This window comes from Pseudomonas sp. P9_31 (assembly GCF_034008235.1).
In the GTDB taxonomy this organism is placed as follows: Bacteria; Pseudomonadota; Gammaproteobacteria; order Pseudomonadales; family Pseudomonadaceae; genus Aquipseudomonas.
The window spans coordinates 4,186,524-4,211,320 of record NZ_CP125375.1 but is presented as its reverse complement, the minus strand read 5'-3'; the positions used below and the strand labels follow the sequence as shown (position 1 = coordinate 4,211,320).

Sequence of the window (24,797 nt, the reverse complement as noted above, 5' to 3'; positions counted from 1 at the left end):
CACACTAGAGCGAGAGTGAACGTATATGAGCTTGAATCCTAGAGACGTCGTGATTGTCGACTTCGGTCGTACGCCGATGGGCCGCTCCAAGGGCGGCATGCACCGCAACACCCGCGCCGAAGACATGTCGGCGCACCTGATCAGCAAACTGCTGGAACGCAACGTCAAGGTCGACCCGAGCGAAGTCGAAGACGTGATCTGGGGTTGTGTGAACCAGACCCTGGAGCAGGGCTGGAACATCGCCCGCATGGCGTCCCTGATGACGCAGATCCCGCACACCTCGGCCGGCCAGACCGTCAGTCGTCTGTGTGGCTCGTCCATGAGTGCGCTGCACACTGCCGCGCAAGCGATCATGACCGGCAACGGTGACGTTTTCGTCGTCGGCGGCGTCGAGCATATGGGCCATGTGAGCATGATGCACGGTGTCGATCCGAACCCGCACATGTCCCTGTACGCGGCGAAAGCCTCGGGCATGATGGGCCTGACCGCGGAAATGCTCGGCAAAATGCACGGCATTACTCGCGAGCAGCAGGACGCCTTTGGCGTGCGTTCCCACCAACTCGCCCACAAGGCGACCGTGGAAGGCAAGTTCAAGGACGAAATCATCCCGATGCAGGGCTACGACGAGAACGGTTTCCTGAAGCTGTTCGACTACGACGAAACCATTCGTCCGGAAACCACCCTGGAAAGCCTGGCGGCTCTGAAGCCAGCGTTTAACCCGAAGGGCGGCACCGTGACCGCCGGTACTTCGTCGCAGATCACCGACGGTGCTTCGTGCATGATCGTGATGTCGGCACAGCGTGCCCAGGACCTGGGCATCCAGCCGCTGGCGGTGATTCGCTCGATGGCAGTAGCAGGTGTGGACCCGGCGATCATGGGCTATGGTCCAGTACCGGCAACGCAGAAAGCATTGAAGCGCGCGGGCCTTGGCATCAACGATATCGACTTCTTCGAGCTCAACGAAGCTTTCGCCGCACAGGCCCTGCCAGTGCTGAAAGATTTGAAAGTGCTCGACAAGATGAACGAGAAGGTTAACCTGCACGGCGGCGCGATCGCCCTGGGTCACCCGTTCGGTTGCTCCGGTGCACGTATTTCGGGCACCTTGCTGAACGTGATGAAGCAGAATGGCGGCACCTTCGGGGTGGCTACCATGTGCATTGGTCTCGGCCAAGGCATCTCCACCGTCTTCGAACGCGTTTAAGCGTTTCGTTGATGGAAGCCGGGGCCAAGTGCCCCGGTTTTTGTTTTTCCGGATTTATTTTGTTTTTATTTTAAAAAGATTTGAGTGAGGGCCAAAGCATGCCGATACAACCTGGGCTCTACCAGCATTACAAAGGTCCGCAGTACCGCGTCTTCAGTGTTGCGCGGCATTCGGAGACCGAAGAAGAAGTGGTCTTCTACCAAGCCCTGTATGGCGATTACGGCTTTTGGGTGCGTCCCTTGAGCATGTTCCTGGAGTCGGTCGAGGTTGACGGCGAACAGGTGCCACGCTTTGCTTTGGTGCAAGCCGAACCGAGCGTTTTTCCGCAGCCATAAGGGGAGTGCGCGCAGAACCCTGCGCTTGACCTCACCTTGTAGCCACTATATATAGCGGTGCCGCGTCAGGCGCCAACCGCCTTTCACTTTTAGAATTCAGGAATTTTCTGATCCATGGGCAAATCGCTGGTCATTGTGGAATCCCCGGCTAAGGCCAAGACCATCAACAAGTATCTGGGTAACCAATACGTGGTGAAGTCGAGTATCGGCCATATCCGAGACCTGCCCACCAGCGGTTCGGCTAGCGCCAGCAAAGAGCCTGCCGCCAAGCGTGGCAAGGCCGCCGCAGGTGAAGGTCCGGTGCTCACGCCGAAGGAGAAAGCGCGCAAGCAGCTGGTCTCGCGCATGGGGGTCGATCCCGATCATGGCTGGAAAGCCAAGTACGAGATCCTCCCGGGCAAGGAAAAGGTTATCGAAGAGCTGCGCCGGCTCGCCAAAGATGCTGACACCATCTATCTCGCAACCGACTTGGACCGCGAGGGGGAAGCCATTGCCTGGCACCTGCGCGAAGCCATCGGTGGTGACGACAGCCGCTACAAGCGTGTGGTGTTCAACGAAATCACCAAAAAAGCGATCCAGGAAGCTTTCTCCCAGCCGGGCGAGCTGGACATCGATCGCGTAAACGCTCAGCAGGCGCGTCGCTTCCTCGACCGCGTGGTGGGTTACATGGTTTCGCCGCTGTTGTGGGCCAAGGTCGCTCGTGGTCTGTCCGCCGGTCGCGTGCAATCGGTTGCCGTGAAGCTGGTGGTCGAGCGTGAGCGTGAAATCCGCGCGTTCAACCCGGAAGAGTACTGGGAAGTTCATGCTGACCTCGGCACCGCCAAGGGCGCGACCGTGCGCTTCGATGTGGCTCGCGAGAAAGGCGAGGCCTTCAAGCCGCTCAACGAAGCCCAGGCCATGGCCGCGCTGGAGAAGCTCAAGGCTTCCAGCTACAGCATCGTCAAGCGCGAGGACAAACCGACCAGCAGCAAACCGTCGGCACCGTTCATCACTTCTACCCTGCAACAGGCCGCGAGCAACCGCCTGGGCTTCGGTGTGAAGAAAACCATGATGATGGCCCAGCGTCTGTACGAAGCCGGCTACATCACTTATATGCGTACCGACTCCACCAACCTCTCGGCCGATGCCGTGACGATGGCGCGTACTTATATTGAAGGCGAATTCGGCAAGAAGTACCTGCCGGAAACCCCGAACGTCTACAGCAGCAAAGAAGGCGCACAAGAGGCTCACGAAGCGATTCGTCCGTCTGATGCCAATACCGAGCCAAGCAAGCTGTCGGGCATGGAGCGTGATGCCGAGCGGCTTTACGAGCTGATCTGGCGCCAGTTCCTGGCGTGCCAGATGCTGCCGGCCCAATACCTGTCAACCACGGTTACCGTTGGTGCCGGTGACTTCGAGTTGCGCGCCAAGGGCCGCATCCTGAAGTTCGACGGTTACACCCGCGTCATGCCGCAAATCACCAAGCCTGGTGATGACGACGTGTTGCCGGACATGGCCCAGGGCGACGCGATGAAGCTGATCAAGCTTGATCCGACCCAGCACTTCACCAAGCCGCCGGCGCGTTACTCGGAAGCGAGCCTGGTAAAGGAAATGGAAAAACGCGGCATCGGTCGTCCTTCGACCTACGCGGCGATCATTTCGACCATCCAGGACCGCGGTTACGTGGCGCTGCACAACCGTCGTTTCTATTCGGAAAAGATGGGCGACATCGTCACCGAGCGTCTGGCCGAGAGCTTCTCCAATCTCATGGACTACGGCTTCACCGCCGGCATGGAAGAGAATCTCGATGATGTGGCCCAGGGCGAGCGCGACTGGAAAAACGTGCTCGACGAGTTCTACGGCGACTTCAAGAAGAAACTCGAAGTGGCCGAAAGCGCCGAAGGCGGCATGCGCGCCAACCAGCCGGTGATGACTGGTATTCCATGCGTGGTGTGCGGTCGTCCGATGCAGATTCGTACTGCCTCGACGGGCGTGTTCCTCGGCTGCTCGGGCTACAGCCTGCCGCCGAAAGAGCGCTGTAAAGCCACCGTCAACCTGGTGCCGGGCGATGAAATCGCCGCGGACGACGAGGGTGAGTCCGAGTCGCTGGTCCTGCGTGGCAAGCATCGCTGCCCGATCTGCAGCACGGCGATGGATGCTTACCTGCTCGACGAGAAGCGCAAGCTGCACATCTGCGGTAACAACCCGGATTGCGCTGGCTACGAAATCGAAGAGGGCACTTACCGCATCAAGGGCTATGAAGGTCCGAGCCTGGAGTGCGACAAGTGCGGTAGCGAGATGCAGCTCAAGACCGGCCGTTTCGGCAAATTCTTCGGTTGCACCAACGCGACGTGCAAGAACACCCGCAAGCTGCTGAAAAGCGGTGACGCGGCGCCGCCAAAGATGGACCCGGTGAAGATGCCTGAGCTCAAATGCGAAAAGGTCAACGACACCTACATCCTGCGCGACGGTGCTTCCGGCCTGTTCCTGGCGGCCAGCCAATTCCCGAAAAACCGCGAGACCCGTGCTCCATTGGTCGTGGAGATCGTGCCGCACAAGGATGAGATCGATCCGAAGTACCACTTCCTTTGCGAAGCACCGAAGAAAGATCCCGACGGCCTTCCTGCAGTGATCCGTTACAGCCGCAAGACCAAAGAGCAGTACGTGCAGACTGAGGTCGACGGTAAACCGACTGGCTGGAAGGCGTATTACGACGGCGGCAAGTGGACGGTTGAAGACAAGCGTCCAGCAGCCAAGGCTTAAAAGCCGCTGTACACAAAAGGCCGCATGACAACCCTCGGGTTTTCATGCGGCCTTTTTGTTTTGGGCTTGCGGTGAGCTTGGGTGATCCACGACACTGTCTGACCTGCGTGAAGCAATTATTTCGTTGTGGAGGCTGCCGTCATGGCCCACGAACTCTATACCCGTACCAATCAGAAGATTTATTTCGCCGGCCTGTCGCTGGAAGCGCTTGCCAGGGCTGAAGAGGGGCGGGCGATGAACTCCCTGGCGCTGATTCAGGCCGGGCGCGAGTCAGCGTTGTTTCACCTGTATGGTGCGCTGCTGGGGTTGTGTCATGAAATCGCCGGTTTCTATCGCTTGCCTCAGGCCAATGCGCCTAGGGCAGAGACGCTGCTGGCCCGCGAAGTGCTCGAAACCATCGCTATTCCGGAAATGGCGGAGATGGTCGAGCTGGCGCAAAACCCTGAGACCTGGCTGGCCAAACTGCTGTCGGCTCATGCTGCGCTGTTTCAGCCACCTCGCACTCCGCACAAGCCCAAGGGCGATGTGACACAGCCGCTCATTCTGGCCGTCAATCTGGATGAAGAAGAGGCGCCTGAGGAGCTGAGCCGGGAGGAGCTGGAGAGCTGGCGTCAGAACCTGAAAGGCTTGGCGATTAGGTTTCGCGAAGGGTTAAACGAGTGCTGAAAGATTGAGTGTTTGGCGAATGGCCGACTCAAGGAAGGGTGTTGTCAGAAATTTCTCTTCGTGATGGCATCTGGTCAAGATCCCGAGCGAAGCTTGGCCGATGCCTATATAATCTCCGCCTTTCGTGGAGAACAGACCTTTATGCCAACGTCCTTTCTAGAAATTGTCGAGTTACCAGACGGCCGAATCGAGCTGCGCAGGGCTGAGGACGAGGGTTCTCTGGTTACTTTGGATTTCTCCGAGGATGCCAAGGCTTTCCTGCAAGGCCAGCACGTGGAAGTCGCCAAGGCGATGTTGAGCGTCGGTGTTCAGATGGCAGGACGCCTGGTTGAAGGCGAATTTGATAAGGAAGAGGGGCCACGGGTTCTTCATTGATCCCGCCCGTCGGATTCTGCCGATACCTCTACAGATTGGCTTCTCTATATCCATGGAGAAGCCCCGCGCTATTCAGCGCGCAGTGTTTATCAGTTAACCCAGTCGAATATTCAGGCTTTGCGCATCCCCGGTACGGGCAGCGCTGATCAACTGTTGCCGCGACGAAGTACTCAACGGATTTAGCCAGCTGACAACCGTATGGCTGCGGCCAAGTCGCAAGGCTTCACAGGTCAACTGCTGAGCGCTCTGTGCGCCGCGTGGTTGCAGCAGCAGAATGCGTTCACGGTTCAGGCCAGCGTCCCGTAACCAGGCCTGGGTCAGGCTGGCGGGCGGGGCGATCAGTGTCAGCCAGCGTGCATCCTGATCCTGGCTCAGTTCCCTGAGAATCGGTGCCAGAAGGTTCAGGCAGTTCCCGGCCGCGCCGCGCAGTGATAGTTCGCTGAAGACTTCGGGCTCGGTGCTCCAGGGCGACTCGACCACGTCTTTCAGGATTGGCGCCAGCGGCTGCGCCATGAACGCCTCGAACAACGGCAGTTGGGCTTGCTGTGAGGTGTGTGGGAACTGCATAAAGCCTCCTTTAGCGGCGAATCACGCCGACACTCAAGCCTTCGATGACCAGTTCCTGATCTTTCAGGTTGACTTCGATAGGGGCGAATTCAGGGTTTTCGGCAATCAACCAGACCTTGCTGCCGTCGCGCTTGAAGCGCTTGACGGTCACTTCGTCACCGATCCGTGCCACCACGATCTGGCCATTGCGGGCTTCACGGGTCGTATGGACGGCCAGCAGGTCGCCATCGAAAATGCCGACATCCTTCATGCTCATGCCATGGACCCGCAGCAGATAGTCGGCACGAGGGTGGAAGAACGAAGGGTTGATGTTGCAGGATTCTTCGATGTGCTGTTGGGCCAGGATCGGAGCACCTGCTGCCACTCGGCCGATGATCGGCAGCGTGGACTCGTCGGCCTTGGCTTCGAAGCCTGGGATGCGAATGCCGCGGGAGGCGCCGGGGGTCATTTCGATCGCCCCCTTGCGGGCCAGTGCCTTGAGGTGTTCTTCCGCCGCGTTGGGCGACTTGAAGCCCAGTTCCTGAGCGATTTCCGCGCGGGTCGGCGGGTAGCCGTTGTCTTCGAGACAGCGTTTGATGAAGGCCAGAATCTCTGCTTGGCGTGGCGTCAGCTTTAGCATATTGATCGCTCTGTTTTTTTATACAGTGACTGGGATTATATACAGTGAACCAGTCTTGGCAATGCCCCTTTTTTTACCGGCCGCTGGACGGTCATTCTGCTCGCTGATTGAAGCGCCACTGTTGTATGGTTAAATAACTGACCGACCATTCCAAAAACGAACCGCCAGACTTGACAAGGCCTGGGCTGAAACGTATGTTTCAAACAAGTGTTTGTCAGGCGGAGTAGCCATGGCCCAGTCGGAAACCGTTGAACGCATTCTCGATGCTGCCGAGCAGCTGTTCGCGGAAAAAGGTTTCGCTGAAACCTCATTGCGTCTGATCACCAGCAAGGCCGGTGTCAATCTGGCTGCGGTGAATTATCACTTCGGATCGAAGAAGGCGCTGATTCAGGCGGTCTTCTCGCGTTTTCTCGGGCCGTTCTGCCTCAGTCTCGATAAAGAGCTGGAGCGCCGTTCGGCCAAGCCCGAGAACAAACCGACCCTTGAAGAGCTGCTGGAGATCCTCGTCGAGCAAGCCCTGGTGGTGCAGCCACGCAGTGGCAACGACCTGTCCATTTTCATGCGTTTGCTGGGGCTGGCCTTCAGTCAGAGCCAAGGGCACTTGCGTCGTTATCTGGAAGACATGTACGGCAAGGTTTTCCGCCGCTACATGATGCTGGTCAACGAGGCTGCACCGCGCATTCCACCGATCGAATTGTTCTGGCGCGTGCACTTCATGCTCGGTGCCGCGGCGTTCAGCATGTCGGGGATCAAGGCCTTGCGCGCGATTGCCGAGACCGATTTCGGCGTCAACACCTCCATCGAGCAAGTGATGCGTCTGATGGTGCCGTTCCTGGCCGCGGGCATGCGTGCCGAAACCGGCGTCACCGACACCGCCTTGGCCACTGCACAGTTGCGTCCGCGCAGCAAATCGGCCCCGGTGGCCGCCAAGGTTTAACCGCACACGGGTGGGCGCGGCAGCTGACATCCGCTAAGCTAGCCGCCCATGCCGACTCTCGTTCTGAACCCCCTCATTGATATCGCCGACCTGCCGGGCTCAGCCCATGGCGGCGAATTCGTGCGAGCCGGGTTTATCGTAATCAAGGAATTTCTATGACTGCTGGCCTGCAAGGCTCGTTGATGGTGGACGTCGCCGGTACCTGGCTGACGTCTGAAGATCGCCAATTGTTGCGTCAACCTGAAGTGGGCGGTCTGATCATTTTTGCCCGCAACATCGAACACCCGCGTCAGGTGCGCGAGTTGAGCGCTGCGATCCGCGCCATTCGTCCCGATCTGCTGCTGGCGGTGGATCAGGAGGGTGGTCGGGTTCAGCGGCTGCGTCAGGGCTTCGTGCGGTTGCCAGCCATGCGCGCCATCGCCGACAACCCGAATGCCGAATACCTGGCCGAACAGTGCGGGTGGATCATGGCGACCGAAGTGCTGGCGGTCGGTCTCGACCTGAGCTTCGCCCCGGTGCTGGACCTGGATTACCAGCGCAGCGCGGTGGTCGGAACCCGTTCGTTCGAGGGTGATCCCGAACGCGCCGCCTTGCTCGCCGGTGCATTCATCCGCGGCATGAACAGCGCCGGGATGGCCGCCACCGGCAAGCATTTCCCCGGTCATGGCTGGGCCGAGGCCGACTCCCATGTTGCGATTCCCAACGACGAGCGCAGCCTCGATGAGATCCGTGCCAACGATCTGGTGCCGTTCGCGCGATTGAGCAAGCAACTGGCCGCCGTCATGCCGGCCCACGTTATTTATCCACAGGTCGATTCCCAGCCCGCTGGTTTCTCCCGCCGCTGGTTACAGGACATCCTGCGCGGCGAGTTGCAATTCGATGGCGTGATCTTCAGTGACGACCTGTCGATGGCCGGTGCACATGTGGTGGGCGATGCTGCCAGTCGCATCGAAGCGGCATTGACCGCCGGTTGTGACATGGGCCTGGTGTGCAACGACCGCGCGGCCGCCGAGCTGGCCTTGAGCGCCGCCCAGCGTTTGAAAGTCAAACCTTCGGCGCGTCGTATTGCGCGGATGCGTGGGCAGGCGTATGCCAACACCGAATACCGTCAAGATCCGCGCTGGCTGACGGCCGTCGGCGCGCTCAAAGAAGCTCAATTGATTGATTAAGGACTTTTCGTTATGACGGTTTACGCGATTATCGGTGGCACCGGCCTGACTCAGCTCGAAGGCTTGAGCATTCGTCAGTCATTGGCGGTGGACACTCCTTACGGCGCGCCTTCGGCCGAGGTGCAGATTGGTGAATACGCTGGCAAGGAAGTGCTGTTTCTCGCGCGTCACGGGCACCCGCACCGCTTTCCGCCACATCAGGTGAACTACCGCGCCAACCTGTGGGCCTTGAAGCAGGCCGGTGCCGAAGCGATTCTTGCGGTCAATGCCGTGGGCGGGATTCATGCTGCGATGGGTACCGGGCACTTCTGCGTGCCGCATCAATTGATCGACTACACCAGCGGTCGCCAACACACCTATTTTGCCGATGACCTGGAACAGGTGACGCACATCGACTTCAGCTATCCCTACAGCGAACCCCTGCGTCAACAATTGATTGCAGCGTTGGCGGTTGAAGGGGTTGGCTACAGCAGCCATGGCGTATATGCCTGCACCCAGGGCCCGCGTCTGGAAACAGTGGCTGAAATCGCGAGGCTGGAACGTGACGGCTGCGACATTGTCGGCATGACCGGTATGCCGGAAGCGGCACTGGCGCGTGAACTGGAACTGGATTACGCCTGCCTGGCGCTGGTGGTGAACCCGGCGGCGGGCAAGTCGACGGCAGTGATCACCATGGCCGAGATCGAGCAGGCATTACATGACGGGATGGGCAAGGTGAAGTCGACGTTGGCGCGGGTGCTTAAGGGTTAATCAGTCGTTACATCGAGTCGACCCCCATCGCGAGCAGGCTCGCTCCCACATTAATTTTGTGTTGTCTCCATTATGGTGGGTAAACACAGATCCAATGTGGGAGCGAGCTTGCTCGCGATGGCGATTCTATAATCGCCGCTACTTGTCGATTTTTTCCGGCAACGGCGCAAACAACGCCTCGATATCATCACTCTGCAACTTCCAGTCCCCGGTCTTGCGCCCATCCAGCACGCCTGCGGCCAGATCGGACTTTTCCTTCTGCAGATGCTGAATCTTCTCCTCAACCGTGCCCCTGGCAATCATCTTGTAGACGAACACCGGTTTCTCCTGGCCAATGCGATACGCGCGATCCGTCGCCTGATTTTCCGTCGCCGGGTTCCACCAGGGGTCGTAGTGAATCACGGTATCGGCTTCGGTCAGGTTCAGGCCTACACCGCCAGCCTTCAAGCTGATCAGAAAGATCTGACGCTTGCCGCTCTGGAACTCCTTCACCGGCGTGCGCCGGTCGCGGGTTTGCCCGGTCAGGATCGCATACGCCACGCCGCGATTGTTCAGTTCGTCCTCGATCAGCGACAGCATTGAAGTGAACTGCGAGAACAGCAGAATCCGCCGACCTTCCTCGAACAACTCTTCAAGCATTTCCATCAGGCTGTCGAGTTTGCCGGAGGTGCTGCCGCGAGCGGGCAGGGCGGCATCGTTGACCAGGCGCAAATCACAACACACCTGACGCAGTTTCAGCAGCGCCTCAAGGATGATGATCTGGCTGCGCGCCACGCCCTTGCGGGTGATTTCGTCGCGGACTTTCTTGTCCATGGCCAGGCGCATGGTTTCGTATACGTCGCGCTGGGCTTCGTTGAGCTCGACCCAATGGATGATCTCGGTTTTCGGCGGCAGTTCGGTGGCCACCTGTTCCTTGGTCCGGCGCAGCAGGAACGGTTTGATCCGACCGTTCAGATGTTGAAGTCTTACTTCGCTTGCGCGTTTTTCAATCGGAACGCGGTAATCGCGGTTGAAGCTTTTCACGTCACCGAGCCAGCCCGGCAGCAGGAAGTGGAACAGCGACCACAGCTCGCCCAAATGGTTTTCCAGCGGCGTGCCACTCAGGCACAGCCGCTGGCGAGCATTCAGCTCACGGGCCGCATGGGCGGCCTTGCTGTTGGGGTTTTTGATGTACTGAGCCTCATCCAGCACTAGCACGTGTAACGGCTGCGCGGCCAGGCGTTCGACGTCCTTGGGCAGCAGCGCATAGGTGGTCAGGATCAGGTCGTAATCGGCCAGATTGTCGAAATGCTTTTTGCGGCTGACACCGTACAGCGCCAGCACTTTGAGCTGCGGCGTGAAATGCGCCGCTTCGTCGAGCCAGTTGGGAATCAGGCTGGTGGGCATGACCACCATGCACGGCCGATCGAGGCGCCCGGCATTTTTCTCGCTGAGAACGTGCGCGAGGGTCTGTAGGGTTTTGCCCAGGCCCATGTCGTCCGCGAGAATCCCGCCGACTTCCAGTTGTCGCAACGACTGCATCCAGCTCAAGCCTTCCAGCTGATACGGGCGCAAGGTGGCATTCAAGCCTTCGGGCGCGGCGGCGGTGTGGTCCTTGATATCGCGCAGGCGCTGGGCAAAGGTGCGGATCTGCTCGCCACCTTCCCAGAGCAGCGGCAGGCCTTCCAGCGGGTTCAGTCGCGTGGCGTCGGCCTTGCTCAGGCGCAGCGTGGTTTCGCCGGGTTCTTGCAGATAAAACTCGCCGAGGGTGGCCAGCACCGGTTTCAGGCGGCCGAAGGGCAGGGCGACCTGCAAGGGGCCCTGGTCGGTGCTGCGGCGTTGCGGGATGTTCACCAGAATCAGTTCGTCGTCGCGACGTCGGGCGAGCCGTTCCGGGTTGAGGATCTCGGTGTGGGAGCGCATCAGGTTCAACAGGATCGGCAGCAGGCTCAGGCGTTCGCCGTTAACGATGATCCCCAGTTCCAGGTCGAACCAGTCTCGCTCCGGTGCCTGCTCGACGGTGGCGTACCAATCGTCCACGGCGGTCAGGTCGAAGCCGAAGTCCTCGTCGATCTGTAACTCCCAGCCTTGGGTGCGCAACTTCGGCAGCTCATTGAGGGTGAAGGTCAGCCAGGCGCTGTCGTTGACCATCTCGTAGAGTTCGCCGGCACTTTCCGGCAAGGCCTTGCTTTGTCGGGTGGCGACCTTGAAACCGAGAATTCGCAGCTGTTCCCTGTAGGTCTGTTCGACTTCCGGGTGACGTTTTATCCGCAACGTCTGCGTCTCCTGGCGGATCAGGATGTCGGCGTTCTTCTGTCCGCTGACGTATTCATCCAGATAACTGAAGGACAGCGCCGCACGATGCTGGATATAACGCTGCATCTTGCCGTTACGCGGTTCGAAGGCGCTGAACTCGATGCTCGCCAGCCACAGGCGCGGCACCGGTTGCACGTTGTCCACCAAGACTTGCGGCGGCGCCTTGGGGCTACGGTTTTCCAGTACGGCCTGAAGTTTTTCCAGCAGTTCGGCGTCTTTTGCCGCGGCCGGGTATGCGAGGGTTTCCTGCACTTGCAGCAACACCGCGGCGCAATGTTTGCAGTTGCTGTGAACCGGGCAGGTGCACGTGGCGTCGATCATCAGCAAGGTGCCTTTGGCCGACTCGCGCAGGCGAATGGTCTGACGGTAAACGTTACCGCCAGAGCCTTCGCAACTGGCGGTGATGGTGGCGTCACCAACTTCGACGATCCTGACGCGGTTTTCCAGCGCGTAGCGGCGGCCGCGCTCCAGGCTCTGTTCCTTGAATCGGCTGACCCAGGATGTTGCCAGGGGTTTGCTCAGGGTCGCGGAGGACATAAGGGCTTCAATCAGTCCGGAATTACATCGGGGGCTGGCCGAGGCGCAGGAGCGGTCAGTGAGGTGATCTTGATCAGCAGGCCCAGGTGACCGTTGTCGAGGAAGTTCAGCTGACCGTTCTTGGTGTGGCTTTCCTGTTTCAGGCGTTCGCTGGCGGTGACCATGCCGTTGGCGTCAATCTGATTGACCCAGAAGTCGGCGTCGACGTCGGTGAAACGCCCCAGTTTCAGGTTCAACGTGCCCTCGATCGGGAACTGGCCAAACTGTTCCTTGCCTTCGCTGATCGCCACTTTGCTGGCTTCTTCACCCAGGTTCTGTTGCCAGGCCTTGTGCAGCAACACTGTGTATTCGTTGCTGGCGGTGAGCTTTTCCACTTCGGTATTCAGGCTCGGCGTGCGAAAGCTGTCGGGGCTGATGGGGTGGGCGCCGGCAGCCCAGTCTTCCGGCGCGGCGCGGCTGACGATGGCGGGCACGGCGTTTTGCCGCACCAGAATCATTTCAACCTGATACAGATCATCGGCAAACGCCGTCGAGGCGAGCAACGACATTAACAAGGTCAGTGAGCGAAACAGGCGCATGCGGCGTCCTTCAAGCAGTGGTCGGAATGAGGCGCTCGAATAGCGCCTCTACAGTATTAAAGCGTTCTTCCGGGCGTTCCATCGGCACTTGGAATTTAAACATCGTGGCGCCTTCGAATTTGTAGCGTTTGGGCTGGCTCTGGATCAGCTTGATCAGTGTCAGCGGATCGACCGGGGTCTGTGCCGCGAACTCGATACGGCCGCCTTGCGGGCCGCCGTCGACTTTCTTGATGCCCAGCTGTTCGGCCTGCAATTTCAGCGCCGTGATCCGCACCAGGTTCTTGGTCGGCTCCGGCAGCAGGCCGAAACGATCGATCATCTCCACTTGCAGGTCCTTGAGGCCCTCCTCATCGGTGGCCGAGGCAATGCGTTTGTAGAGAATCAGGCGCGCATGAACGTCCGGCAGGTAGTCTTCTGGGATCAACGCCGGCACACGCAGATTGACTTCCGGGCCGCCACCCAGCGGTTGATCGAGGTTCGGCTGTTCGCCCTTGCGGATCGACTTCACTGCACGCTCGAGCATTTCCATGTACAGCGTGAAGCCCACGGCCTGGATCTGCCCGCTCTGCCCATCGCCCAGCAGTTCGCCGGCGCCACGGATTTCCAGGTCGTTGGTGGCGAGCACGAAGCCCGCGCCGAGGTCCTGGGTATTGGCGATCGCTTCCAGACGTTTTTCCGCGTCGGGAGTGATCTGTTGGCGCGGCGGTGTCAGCAGGTAAGCATACGCCTGGTGGTGGCTGCGACCGACCCGACCACGCAACTGGTGCAACTGGGCCAGGCCGAACTTGTCGGCGCGTTCGATGATGATGGTGTTGGCGCTCGGCACGTCGATGCCGGTCTCGATGATGGTCGAGGCAATCAGTACGTTGAAGCGCTTGTGGTAGAAGTCACTCATCACCTGTTCGAGTTCGCGCTCGCGCATCTGTCCGTGGCCGATGCCGATCCGCGCTTCCGGCACCAGTTCGGCGAGGTCGGCGGCGCATTTCTCGATGGTCTTCACGTCGTTGTGCAGGTAGTAGACCTGGCCGCCACGCAGCAACTCACGCAGCAGGGCCTCTTTGACCGTGCTCTTGTTCTGCTCCATGACGAAGGTGCGCACCGACAGGCGACGGGCCGGTGGCGTGGCGATGATCGACAGGTCACGCATGCCCGACACCGCCATGTTCAGCGTGCGCGGAATCGGCGTGGCGGTCAGCGTCAGGATGTCGACTTCACTGCGCAGGGCCTTGAGCTGTTCTTTCTGACGGACACCGAAACGGTGCTCTTCGTCGATGATCACCAGCCCCAGGTTTTTGATTTTCACATCGTCTTGCAGCAGCTTGTGCGTGCCGATGACGATGTCGATCTTGCCTTCGGCCAGGTCCGCGACCGCGGCGTTCACTTCCTTGGTCGATTTGAAGCGGCTCATCACTTCCACGGTCACCGGCCAGTCGGCGAAGCGATCGCGGAAGCTGTTGTAGTGTTGTTGAGCGAGCAAGGTGGTCGGCACCAGAATCGCTACCTGACGGCCGCCATGCACCGCGATGAACGCCGCGCGCATGGCCACTTCGGTCTTGCCGAAACCGACGTCGCCGCAGACCAGACGATCCATCGGTTTCGGCGCGAGCATGTCTTCGCGCACCGCTTCGATGGTGGTCTGCTGGTCCGGGGTTTCTTCGAACGGGAAACCGGCACTGAAGGTCGCGTAATCGGCTTTCGGGTCGGCGAAGGCATAACCCTCGCGAGCGGCGCGGCGGGCATAGATGTCGAGCAACTCGGCGGCCACGTCGCGCACTTGTTCGGCGGCTTTGCGCTTGGCTTTCTGCCAGGTCTCGGAACCGAGGCGGTGCAGCGGCGCCAGAGCATCGTCGCTGCCGGTATAACGAGCGATCAAATGCAGGTTGGCTACCGGAACGTACAGCTTGGCGTTCTCGGCATATTCAAGGGTCAGGAATTCGGCGGCTTGATTGTCGATTTCCAGAATCGTCAGCCCCAGATAACGGCCGACACCATGATCGATGTGCACCACCGGTGCGCCTTCGCGCAGTTCGGTGAGGTTTTTGATCACGGCATCGTTGTTGGCGTCGGCGCGCTTTTCGCGGCGACGGCGCTGCATCACGCGTTGACCGAACAATGGGCTTTCAGCGACCAGCGCCAGGGCTGGATCGTCCAGCACCAAGCCTTCGTCGAGCGGCGCGATGGTGATCGCCAGGCGCTCCTTGCTGGCGACAAAGTCCGGCCAGCTGTCGACGGTTTTCGGTCGCAGCTTCAAGCGTTCCAGCAACTCCAGCAGCACTTCACGACGGCCCGCGGACTCGGCGGTAAACAGCACGCGGCCGGGGAATTCGTCGAGGAAACCGGCCAGTGCCGCCAACGGCTGAGTGGCCTTGGCTTCGATGGCCAGGTTCGGCAGCGGCTGAGCCGGGAAGCGCTCGCGACCGACACCGGTTTCTACGTCCTGTTGACTGGCAACCACACGGGGCCAGTTTTTCAGGCGGGCAAAGCAATCCTCCACCGGCAGGAACAACTCGGCCGGTGGCAATAAAGGGCGGGACGGATCGACGCGACGCTCTTCATAGCGATTGCGCACGTCGTTCCAGAAGTTCTCTGCCGCCTGTTCGATGCCAGGCAGGGAAAACACTTGGGTGTCCTGGGGCAGGTAATCGAACAGCGTGGAAGTTTCGTCGAAGAACAGCGGCAAGTAGTACTCGATACCGGCCGGTGTAATCCCGCTGCTCAAATCCTGAAAGATCGGGCAGCGACGGAAGTCGACATCGAAACGCTCGCGAAAGCGCGCCTTGAAACGGGTGACCGCGTCCTTCTGCAGCGGGAACTCCCGCGCCGGCAGCAGGCGAACGGTGTCCACCTTGTCGATGGAACGCTGGTTTTCCGGATCGAAGGTGCGCAGGGTTTCGATTTCGTCGTCGAACAGATCGATGCGGAAGGGCAGTTTGCTGCCCATCGGGAACAGATCGATCAGTGAGCCGCGCACAGTGAACTCGCCGTGCTCGTATACGGTATCGACGTAGCGATAGCCGCTGGCCTCAAGCCGGCTGCGCATTTGCTCGACATCGAGCTTCTGGCCGACGTCCAGCACCAGGCTGCTGCCCAGCAGGAATCTGGTTGGCGCCAGGCGGTGCAGGGCCGTGGTGATCGGCACGACCAGAACGCCATGTGCCAGCTCGGGTAGCCGATACAGGCTGGAGATGCGCTGCGAGATGATGTCCTGGTGTGGCGAGAACAGGTCGTAGGGCAGGGTTTCCCAGTCGGGGAAATGCAGTACAGGCAAATCCGGGGCGAAGAAACTCAGCTCCTGTTCCAGCCGTTCGGCACTCTGGCTGTCGGCGGTCAGTAGCAGGGTAAAGCGCTTGGCAGCGCTGGCGGCCTCGGCAATGGCCAGGCTCAGGGCGGCACCGGGCAGGTTGCCCCAGTGCTGTTTACCTGCCGCGGCAGGGAGAAGCGGTAGACGCAGAACGGGCACGGAAGGTTGAGCTCCAAGCGTTGCGACAAAGTCGGCAATTGTAACGGTCTCGAGTGCCGGCTGTCAGTTGCAGACTGTGTCTATATACACAGGTTGGGCAAAATGTAGTGGTAATGACAAAAACTGGCGCTTTAATAGTGAAAATGTAGTGCCGAAACCGCTCAGTGTTACGGAGGGTTACGGACACGGCGGCGCTGTCGTCGAAAATTTGACAAGGCTGAAAGCCCCGGTTTTACTGGGCTGGCGCAGGGCGTGATTTTTTTGAACGGGATTTTGTTACCGCCCGTTCGACAGGCGCGCATTGCTACGGGAGGGACTCGGCGGCATAATGTAGCCCCTTTTTTCTGCCCCTACATGTGGAAGGTTCCCGTGACTCAGAAGCCCGACCAGTGTCTTGGTGAATGGATCGACCGTGAAGCACTCGCAGAAGCGATGATTCCGCTTATCGGTCAGCTCTACCGCAATAACAACGTGGTGAGCTCGATCTATGGCCGCAGTCTGATCAACCAGTCTGTCATCGCGATCCTCAAAGCTCACCGCTTTGCTCGCCATCGCCAGTCCGATGACAGCGAATTGTCCGTCCACGAAACATTCCCTCTGCTCAAGGCAATGAGCGAGCTCAAGCTCGGCGCTGCTTCGGTAGACCTGGGCAAGTTGGCCGTCAAGTTCAAGGCCGAAGGCAATGGCCGTACCGCCGAAGCGTTCGTCCGTGACGAACTGGCCGATGTGGTCGGCAAGCAGAATGGTTCCGGTCGTACCGGCACCGACGTTGTCCTGTATGGCTTCGGTCGTATCGGCCGTCTGCTGGCGCGCATTCTGATCGAGAAAACCGGTGGTGGCGACGGCCTGCGTCTGCGCGCCATCGTTGTCCGCAAGGGCGCCGAGAACGATCTGGTCAAGCGTGCCAGCCTGCTGCGTCGCGACTCGGTGCACGGTTCGTTCAATGGCACCATCACCATTGATGAAGCCAACAACACCATCACCGCCAACGGCAACCTGATCCAGGTTATCTACGCGAAGAACCCGACTGAAGTGGACTACACCCAGTACGGCATCAAAAATGCGCTGCTGGTGGACAACACCGGTGTATGGCGTGACGCCGAGGGCTTGGGCCAGCACCTGGCCTGCCCGGGTATCGACCGCGTTGTTCTGACCGCGCCTGGCAAAGGCAAGCTGAAGAACATCGTTCACGGCATCAACCACGGTGAAATCACCGCTGACGACAAGATCGTGTCCGCCGCTTCCTGCACCACCAACGCCATCGTGCCGGTGCTGAAGGCTGTGAATGACAAGTTCGGCATCATCAACGGTCACGTCGAAACCGTTCACTCGTACACCAACGACCAGAACCTGATCGACAACTTCCACAAAGGCGATCGTCGTGGCCGTAGCGCCGCGCTGAACATGGTCATCACCGAGACTGGTGCTGCCACCGCTGCTGCCAAGGCGCTGCCTGAGCTGGCCGGCAAGCTGACCGGTAACGCGATCCGTGTTCCGACGCCGAACGTGTCGATGGCCATTCTCAACCTGAACCTTGAGAAAGCCGCTACCCGTGAAGAGATGAACGAGTACCTGCGCTACATGGCGCTGCACTCCGATCTGCACAAGCAAATCGACTACGTCAATTCGCAGGAAGTGGTTTCCACCGACTTCGTTGGCTCGCGCCACGCAGGCGTTGTGGACGCTGAAGCGACTATCGTTCAGGACAACCGCGTTGTTCTGTACGTCTGGTACGACAACGAGTTCGGTTACAGCTGCCAGGTCGTTCGCGTGATGGAAGACATGGCCGGTGTAAACCCGCCAGCGTTCCCGCGCTAAGCCTTAGCCGCACATGAAAACGCCCCGACTTCGGTCGGGGCGTTTTTGTTTGTGCGTCCGGCGAGGGCGCAATCTGCCGGGAGAACGTCCTGGCATCAGGATAATCAGGGCACGAAACGTGTGGGAGCGGGCTTGCTCGCGAAGGCGGAGTATCAGTCGGCATCAATTTTGAAGGGGCTGGCCTCTTCGCGAGCAAGCCCGCTCCCGCATGGGTTGTGCTTAACTGACTGGCATTAGGCATCAGGCCTGTTTTAGTCGCCGGTTAGCCGCAAGCCTTCATGTCGACGGGGCCGACAAACTCGTTGCCGCGACCCATCACGCACGCCACGCTCTGGTTGCGCTGACGTTCCCAGGCCTGAACCGGGTAGGTCTTGTCCCAGGCTTCGTATAATTGGCGATCCTGTTTCGAAAGGCGCAAGCCGTACTGCTTACTCATGTAGAAATACGTCCGGGCGATCATGCCGCGAATGGAAGGGCGGGGCATGACCTTCTTCGCCTTGAAGTCTACTTGAGTCAGGCACGAGCCGTACTGGCCCGATTGAACGGGCAGCCAGCCGAAACTGAAATTGCTGCGATCGCCATTCACCTCGCCGATGCTTGGCACTAGGTTGTGCAGGTCGGCCTCGGCTTTTTGATAGGTCGGGTCGTAGCGCGTGCAGTTCTTGCGACCGCCTTGTTGCCAGCACTCGCGTTGATGGCCGATCTGCCAGGCCGGGACAATGTGTTCCCACTCGATGCGCGAGGCGCGCTTGGCGTTTTTGCGTGGCACATAACCACATGCGGCGAGGTTCACACGGTTGCCGGTGTATTTGCATCCGCAATAAAACTCGGTGGATTGCGGAGCGTACAGCTTCCAGGCGACTTTCTTGGCTTCGTCGAAGGTGCGTGGGGCGCCAGCCTGGGCGCCGAGGGTGATGAGCAAAAACAGTAAAGCAAACCAGCGGACACTCATCGACTCAATCTTCCTTCGGCACTACCCAGAAAATCTGCACACCGCCATCGTCGCGATGGGCGAGGGTGACGTTGTCGTTCTCGTCGATTTCTTCGAGCAAGCGTTCCCACTCATCCACAGGCTCGTCCGGAAGACGGAAGATCAGCGCTGCTTTGGCTTTCTGGGCGGTGGGGGAATTGATGATTTTCTGAACGCGCATACCCAGGCGTTCATAGGTGTCAGGAGAGTCAGAGGTAGTGGCCACGGAATTATCCTTATTGAACTGTACGGGCATACAGTATTTAACTGTAAGCATTTTCGCAACTGCTTAAAATTCAAGAAAATCCTCTGACAGTAGTTTTTTCCGTTTGATGTAGGGCGGTGGGAAGTTTTTTGTCGGAAGAGGTCGTGAGCCGCTCGCCAAGGCTGGCGAGTGGTAAGCGTGGTGCCCAGCCGGAACAGGTTGGGCGAGGGCGAGTCAGTATTCCCAGAACATCCGTTGCAGCTCTTCGCTGTTGAGCAAGTCGCCTTGCGAAATCGAAAATCAGTGCTAAAGAAACCCGCGCACAGGTCGATGCTCCTTCAAGGATTTTTTCTCAAGGAGTTCACATGTCGTTTACCATCGGTTTTCCCAATGCAGGTGCTATCACTATCGCGGGCAAGTCCCCGGCGACCATCAACGCCTTGAGTGAAGCGACCTCCGACGCCTCTGCCCAATCGCTGGGCGAAGAGAAGGGCAGCGACAACCAGGTCAGAACCGGCGGCGGTGCAGGGGCTCAGGGCGAAACCAAGTCCGAGAAAACCAGCAGTCAAAGTATTGCGGTGCAGGTGCTGCTCAAGCGCATGCAGGAACTGCAGCAGCAACTGCGCGAACAGCAGCAACAACTGGCAGCCGCTCAAGCCGCGAATTATCCGACCCCGGAAGCCAAGTCCACCGCGGTCATGACGATCCAGGGGCAAATCGCCAATACCAGCGGGGCGCTCGCGCAAGTGACGGGCAGTCTGGTAAAAGAGCTGGCCAAGGACTCCAGCAGTGGCGGCCTGGTCAGCACCACGGCGTGATGTGAAGCGGTTGGTTTTTGCCAACCGAGACACAGAACGGGTCGTTGACAAAACTCGACAGGGTTCGCATAGTTCGGTCTACGCAAACGTTTGCGTGGTCGCCGTCGATGGCCTGATCCATTGATGATCCAGCGCAAGCGTTGCTCAGAATAATCATAAGATCGGAGTGAACCCATGAAGCTGCCATTCGCTGGACGTCTTCTCGCTGTCGCTATGCTGGCGGCCGCATCCGCCGCTTTACCTGTCTCTTCGGCGTTCGCCGAAACCCCTGAAAAACCTAAAGTCGCACTGGTCATGAAATCCCTGGCCAACGAATTCTTCCTGACCATGGAAGACGGCGCCAAGGCCTACCAGAAAGACCACTCCGGCGACTTCGAACTGATCTCCAACGGCATCAAGGACGAAACGGATACGGCTGGCCAGACGCGCATCGTCGAGCAAATGATTTTGTCCAAAGTCAATGCATTGGTCATTGCCCCGGCTGACTCCAAGGCCATGGTCCCGGTCATCAAGAAAGCAGTCGATGCCGGCATCACCGTGATCAACATCGATAACCAGCTGGACCCGGCCGTCGTCAAAAGCAAAAACATCACCGTTCCGTTCGTAGGTCCAGACAACCGCAAAGGCGCACGCCTGGTGGGTGAATACCTGGCCAAAGAACTGAAGGCCGGTAATGAGGTCGGCATCATCGAAGGCGTTTCCACCACCACCAACGCCCAGCAGCGCACGGCGGGCTTCAAGGATGCGATGGAAGCGGCGCAGATCAAAGTCGTGTCCCTGCAGTCTGGCGATTGGGAAATCGACAAGGGCGGCAAGGTAGCCTCGTCGATGCTTAGCGAATACCCGAACATCAAAGCCCTGCTGGCCGGCAACGACAGCATGGCTGTCGGCGCGGTATCTGCCGTACGTGCAGCGGGCAAGGCCGGCAAGGTGCAAGTGGTCGGTTATGACAACATCAATGCGATCAAGCCAATGCTCAAGGACGGTCGCGTTCTGGCCACCGCCGACCAGTTTGCTGCCCGGCAAGCGGTGTTCGGCATCGAGACCGCGCTGAAAATCATCAAAGGCGAGAAAGTCGACAGCGGTACCAACGGCGTCATCGAAACCCCGGTAGAGCTGGTTACCAAGTAGTCCTTCTGGCGACACAACGGTGCTCGCCTCTTGAGGCGAGCACATGGAGAGTTTTTATGTCCGTTTGCGCCCCGAACGCTGTCCTCTCGGTCAGCGGTATCGGCAAGACCTACGCCCAACCCGTCCTGACCGGCATTGACCTGACGCTGATGCGCGGTGAAGTGCTGGCGCTGACCGGCGAGAATGGCGCCGGTAAAAGCACGCTGTCGAAAATCATTGGCGGACTGGTCGAGCCGACCACCGGCCAGATGCAATTCCAGGGGCAGGATTACCGTCCCGGCAGCCGGAGCCAGGCCGAAGAGCTGGGCATCCGCATGGTCATGCAAGAACTCAATCTGTTGCCGACGTTGTCGGTGGCGGAAAACCTGTTCCTCGACAACCTGCCCAGTCACGGTGGCTGGATCAGCCGCAAGCAATTGCGCAGGGCGGCGATCGAGGCCATGGCCCAGGTCGGCCTCGACGCCATCGACCCGGACACCCTGGTCGGTGAGCTGGGTATCGGCCACCAGCAAATGGTGGAGATCGCCCGCAACCTGATCGGCGATTGCCATGTGCTGATCCTCGACGAGCCGACCGCGATGCTCACGGCCCGTGAAGTCGAAATGTTGTTTGAGCAGATCACTCGCCTGCAGGCTCGCGGCGTGTCGATCATCTACATTTCCCACCGCCTTGAAGAACTGGCGCGGGTGGCCCAGCGCATCGCGGTATTGCGCGACGGCAACCTGGTCTGCGTCGAGCCGATGGCCAATTACAACAGTGAGCAACTGGTCACCCTGATGGTCGGCCGTGAATTGGGCGAACACATCGACATGGGGTCGCGCAACATCGGCGCACCAGCCTTGACGGTCAAAGGGCTGACTCGCTCCGACAAAGTCCGCGATGTGTCCTTCGAAGTGCGCGCCGGCGAGATTTTCGGGATTTCCGGTTTGATCGGGGCAGGGCGCACCGAGTTGCTGCGCCTGATCTTCGGTGCCGATACAGCCGACAGCGGCACCGTCGCGCTAGGGGCGCCGGCTCGGGTGGTGAATATTCGTTCGCCGGCCGACGCGGTCGGTCATGGCATTGCGCTGATCACCGAAGATCGCAAGGGCGAAGGCCTGCTGCTGACGCAATCGATCAGCGCCAACATTGCCCTGGGCAATATGCCGGTAATTTCCAGCGGCGGCTTCGTCAACAACGCTGACGAGATGGCGCTGGCCCAGCGTCAGATCGACGCCATGCGCATTCGCAGCTCCAGCCCGACGCAATTGGTCTCGGAGCTGTCCGGCGGCAATCAGCAGAAAGTCGTGATTGGCCGCTGGCTGGAGCGCGACTGCACGGTGTTGCTGTTCGACGAGCCGACCCGTGGTATCGACGTCGGCGCCAAGTTCGACATCTATACGTTGCTCGGTGAGTTGACCCGTCAGGGCAAAGCGCTGGTGGTGGTGTCCAGCGACCTGCGGGAATTGATGCTGATCTGCGACCGCATCGGTGTGCTATCGGCAGGGCGTCTGATCGACACCTTCGAGCGCGACAGCTGGACCCAGGATGATTTGCTTGCCGCCGCTTTCGCCGGCTACCAAAAACGTGATGCGTTGCTCAACGAAGCAGCGCCTAGGGATCTTCCATGAATACTGCAACTCTGGTCGGCAAACGTAGCGGCAATTTTTATGGCCTCGGCACTTACCTGGGCCTGGCCGGTGCCTTGCTGGCGATGGTCGCGCTGTTCTCGATGCTGAGCAGCCATTTCCTGTCTTACGACACCTTCAGCACCCTGGCCAACCAGATTCCCGATTTGATGGTGCTGGCGGTCGGCATGACCTTCGTATTGATCATCGGCGGAATCGATTTGTCAGTCGGTTCAGTGCTGGCGCTCGCGGCGTCGACGGTCAGCGTGGCGATCCTCGGCTGGGGCTGGAGCGTGTTGCCGGCGGCGTTGCTGGGTATGGGGGCCGCGGCACTGGCTGGCACCCTCACCGGTTCGATCACCGTGGCGTGGCGGATTCCGTCGTTCATCGTGTCCCTCGGGGTGCTGGAAATGGCGCGGGGGCTGGCGTATCAGATGACCGGTTCGCGCACCGCGTACATCGGTGATGCATTCGCCTGGCTGTCCAACCCGATTGCATTCGGCATCTCGCCCTCATTCATCATTGCCTTGCTGATTATCTTCATTGCCCAGGCCGTGCTGACGCGTACGGTGTTCGGTCGTTACCTGATCGGCATCGGCACCAACGAAGAGGCGGTGCGTCTGGCAGGGATCAATCCGAAGCCCTACAAGATCCTGGTCTTCAGTCTGATGGGGCTGCTGGCCGGTATCGCTGCGCTGTTTCAGATTTCTCGCCTGGAAGCGGCGGACCCGAATGCCGGTTCCGGTCTGGAGCTGCAAGTGATCGCCGCGGTTGTGATCGGCGGCACCAGCCTGATGGGCGGGCGCGGTTCGGTTATCAGCACGTTCTTCGGCGTCTTGATTATTTCCGTACTGGCGGCCGGTCTGGCGCAGATCGGCGCGACCGAACCGACCAAACGCATCATCACCGGTGCGGTTATCGTGGTGGCGGTGGTGCTCGATACTTATCGCAGTCAGCGCGCAAGCCGGCGGACCTGAGTCATGGCAACGATCAAGGATGTAGCGGCACTCGCAGGCATTTCCTACACCACGGTTTCCCATGTGGTGAACAAGACGCGGCCGGTCAGTGAGGAAGTGCGGATCAAGGTCGAGGCGGCAATCAAAAGCCTCGACTACGTGCCCAGCGCCGTGGCCCGCTCGTTGAAAGCGAAAACCACCGCGACCATCGGCCTGCTGGTGCCCAACAGCCTCAACCCTTACTTCGCCGAGTTGGCCCGTGGCATCGAGGATTACTGCGAGCGCAACGGCTATTGCGTCATCCTCTGTAATTCCGACGACAACCCGGACAAGCAGCGTAGCTACCTTCGCGTACTGCTGGAAAAACGCATCGACGGTTTGATCGTTGCGTCTGCCGGTGGTGACAGCGGCCTGGCTGAAGGCCTGGCGGGCGTGCGCACGCCGATGGTGATCGTCGACCGTGATCTGGAAGGCGTCGATGCGGACCTTGTGCGTATCGATCACGAATACGGCGCCTATCTGGCGACCCGGCACTTGCTGGAGCTGGGGCATCGGGACATTGCCACGATTGGCGGGCCGGCGAGTACCAGCGTGGCGCAGATGCGTCTGGCCGGATATTGCCGCGCCTTGAAAGAGGCGGGCGTCGAAGTGCCGCGCGAGCGCATGCTGGAAAGCGATTTCACCAGCACCGGCGGTTACAACGCCGCTGCGATCCTGCTGGAAAGGAATCCGCCCAGTGCGATCTTCGCCGGTAACGACATGATCGGCATCGGTGTGTTGCGTGCCGCTGCCGAGCGCAATATTCGCGTGCCCACCGAGCTGTCGGTGATCGGTTTCGACGATATCCAGATGAGCCGTTATGTCTATCCGGCGTTGACCACCGTGGGCCAGTCGATCCTGCGGCTTGGCGAGATGGCGGCCGAGGTGCTGCTGCGCCGGATTGCCGCGCCGGATCTGGCGACCGATCAGCGCATCGTGACGCCCAGTATTGTCCTGCGAGAATCGACCGCGCCGCTGGCCGGTGTGTTTGACCAATACCGCTGAAATCGAATTGATGAGTA

The 24,797-nt window shown here is 59.7% G+C and carries 21 protein-coding genes; 14 read left to right on the top strand and 7 right to left on the bottom strand.

Going from position 1 to position 24,797, the window contains the following annotated elements; translation table 11 throughout:
* The first annotated feature begins 25 nt into the window (after positions 1-25).
* The 5 genes from fadA (at position 26) to QMK51_RS18770 (ending at position 5,319) form a co-directional block, all read left to right on the top strand.
* Positions 26-1,201 carry an acetyl-CoA C-acyltransferase FadA gene (fadA, locus tag QMK51_RS18790; RefSeq protein ID WP_007933190.1) on the top strand — a complete coding sequence of 392 codons (1,176 nt, stop codon included), beginning with the start codon at positions 26-28 and terminating at the stop codon, positions 1,199-1,201.
* A gap of 98 nt (positions 1,202-1,299) precedes the next feature.
* Positions 1,300-1,536 carry a DUF1653 domain-containing protein gene (locus QMK51_RS18785; RefSeq protein WP_057715655.1) on the top strand — a complete coding sequence of 79 codons (237 nt, stop codon included), beginning with the start codon at positions 1,300-1,302 and terminating at the stop codon, positions 1,534-1,536.
* A 114-nt stretch (positions 1,537-1,650) separates the two neighbouring features.
* Entirely contained in the window at positions 1,651-4,278 is a 2,628-nt protein-coding gene (gene topA, locus QMK51_RS18780) for a type I DNA topoisomerase (protein WP_320391214.1), read from the top strand.
* A gap of 141 nt (positions 4,279-4,419) precedes the next feature.
* Complete coding sequence (locus QMK51_RS18775) at positions 4,420-4,944, top strand: DUF6586 family protein (protein WP_320391213.1); 525 nt, start codon at positions 4,420-4,422, stop codon at positions 4,942-4,944.
* Positions 4,945-5,085: 141 nt separating this feature from the next.
* On the top strand, positions 5,086-5,319 hold the full coding sequence (locus QMK51_RS18770) for a hypothetical protein (protein WP_007933173.1): 234 nt from the start codon (positions 5,086-5,088) through the stop codon (positions 5,317-5,319).
* Between the two features lie 93 nt (positions 5,320-5,412).
* On the opposite strand, the gene sulA is transcribed toward QMK51_RS18770, so the two are convergent.
* Both sulA and lexA read right to left on the bottom strand, forming a co-directional pair.
* A complete protein-coding gene (sulA, locus tag QMK51_RS18765) occupies positions 5,413-5,886 on the bottom strand; it encodes an SOS-induced cell division inhibitor SulA (RefSeq protein WP_258696721.1) in 474 nt (157 codons plus the stop codon).
* 10 nt (positions 5,887-5,896) lie between these two features.
* Complete coding sequence (gene lexA, locus QMK51_RS18760; RefSeq protein WP_007933171.1) at positions 5,897-6,505, bottom strand: transcriptional repressor LexA; 609 nt, start codon at positions 6,503-6,505, stop codon at positions 5,897-5,899.
* Between the two features lie 229 nt (positions 6,506-6,734).
* Between lexA and QMK51_RS18755 the strand changes: the two genes are divergently transcribed.
* The 3 genes from QMK51_RS18755 to QMK51_RS18745 all read left to right on the top strand — a co-directional run bounded on the left by QMK51_RS18755 (position 6,735) and on the right by QMK51_RS18745 (position 9,361).
* Positions 6,735-7,442, top strand: coding sequence for a TetR/AcrR family transcriptional regulator (locus QMK51_RS18755; RefSeq protein ID WP_320391212.1), 708 nt, complete (start codon positions 6,735-6,737; stop codon positions 7,440-7,442).
* 167 nt (positions 7,443-7,609) lie between these two features.
* Positions 7,610-8,611, top strand: a complete 1,002-nt coding sequence (nagZ, locus tag QMK51_RS18750) for a beta-N-acetylhexosaminidase (protein ID WP_320394538.1) — start codon at positions 7,610-7,612, stop codon at positions 8,609-8,611.
* 12 nt (positions 8,612-8,623) lie between these two features.
* Positions 8,624-9,361: an S-methyl-5'-thioinosine phosphorylase gene (locus QMK51_RS18745; protein WP_258696719.1), complete on the top strand. Its 738-nt coding sequence runs from the start codon at positions 8,624-8,626 to the stop codon at positions 9,359-9,361.
* Between the two features lie 138 nt (positions 9,362-9,499).
* On the opposite strand, the gene QMK51_RS18740 is transcribed toward QMK51_RS18745, so the two are convergent.
* Genes QMK51_RS18740 through mfd form a run of 3 tightly spaced genes read right to left on the bottom strand, consistent with a single transcriptional unit; the run spans position 9,500 to position 16,231 of the window.
* The gene (locus QMK51_RS18740) at positions 9,500-12,193 is read right to left on the bottom strand and encodes a DEAD/DEAH box helicase (protein WP_258696718.1); all 2,694 of its coding nucleotides are present in this window, start codon (positions 12,191-12,193) and stop codon (positions 9,500-9,502) included.
* Between the two features lie 11 nt (positions 12,194-12,204).
* The gene (locus tag QMK51_RS18735) at positions 12,205-12,771 is read right to left on the bottom strand and encodes a CsiV family protein (protein ID WP_320391211.1); all 567 of its coding nucleotides are present in this window, start codon (positions 12,769-12,771) and stop codon (positions 12,205-12,207) included.
* A gap of 10 nt (positions 12,772-12,781) precedes the next feature.
* The gene (gene mfd / locus QMK51_RS18730; protein ID WP_320391210.1) at positions 12,782-16,231 is read right to left on the bottom strand and encodes a transcription-repair coupling factor; all 3,450 of its coding nucleotides are present in this window, start codon (positions 16,229-16,231) and stop codon (positions 12,782-12,784) included.
* Between the two features lie 354 nt (positions 16,232-16,585).
* Between mfd and QMK51_RS18725 the strand changes: the two genes are divergently transcribed.
* A complete protein-coding gene (locus QMK51_RS18725; protein ID WP_123720883.1) occupies positions 16,586-18,049 on the top strand; it encodes a glyceraldehyde-3-phosphate dehydrogenase in 1,464 nt (487 codons plus the stop codon).
* Positions 18,050-18,311: 262 nt separating this feature from the next.
* On the opposite strand, the gene QMK51_RS18720 is transcribed toward QMK51_RS18725, so the two are convergent.
* Positions 18,312-19,001: an endonuclease I family protein gene (locus tag QMK51_RS18720; RefSeq protein WP_320391209.1), complete on the bottom strand. Its 690-nt coding sequence runs from the start codon at positions 18,999-19,001 to the stop codon at positions 18,312-18,314.
* Between the two features lie 4 nt (positions 19,002-19,005).
* Entirely contained in the window at positions 19,006-19,296 is a 291-nt protein-coding gene (locus QMK51_RS18715; RefSeq protein ID WP_320391208.1) for a DUF1654 domain-containing protein, read from the bottom strand.
* 293 nt (positions 19,297-19,589) lie between these two features.
* On the opposite strand from QMK51_RS18715, the gene QMK51_RS18710 reads away from it, so the two are divergent.
* The 5 genes from QMK51_RS18710 to QMK51_RS18690 all read left to right on the top strand — a co-directional run bounded on the left by QMK51_RS18710 (position 19,590) and on the right by QMK51_RS18690 (position 24,780).
* On the top strand, positions 19,590-20,042 hold the full coding sequence (locus tag QMK51_RS18710; protein WP_320391207.1) for a hypothetical protein: 453 nt from the start codon (positions 19,590-19,592) through the stop codon (positions 20,040-20,042).
* A gap of 174 nt (positions 20,043-20,216) precedes the next feature.
* Positions 20,217-21,173, top strand: coding sequence for a sugar ABC transporter substrate-binding protein (locus QMK51_RS18705; protein WP_320391206.1), 957 nt, complete (start codon positions 20,217-20,219; stop codon positions 21,171-21,173).
* A 56-nt stretch (positions 21,174-21,229) separates the two neighbouring features.
* Positions 21,230-22,783, top strand: a complete 1,554-nt coding sequence (locus QMK51_RS18700) for a sugar ABC transporter ATP-binding protein (protein ID WP_258696711.1) — start codon at positions 21,230-21,232, stop codon at positions 22,781-22,783.
* Entirely contained in the window at positions 22,780-23,757 is a 978-nt protein-coding gene (locus tag QMK51_RS18695) for an ABC transporter permease (protein WP_320391205.1), read from the top strand. Before QMK51_RS18700 ends, QMK51_RS18695 begins: the two co-directional genes overlap by 4 nt.
* Positions 23,758-23,760: 3 nt before the next feature.
* Positions 23,761-24,780, top strand: a complete 1,020-nt coding sequence (locus QMK51_RS18690; RefSeq protein ID WP_258696709.1) for a LacI family DNA-binding transcriptional regulator — start codon at positions 23,761-23,763, stop codon at positions 24,778-24,780.
* Positions 24,781-24,797: the final 17 nt, after the last annotated feature.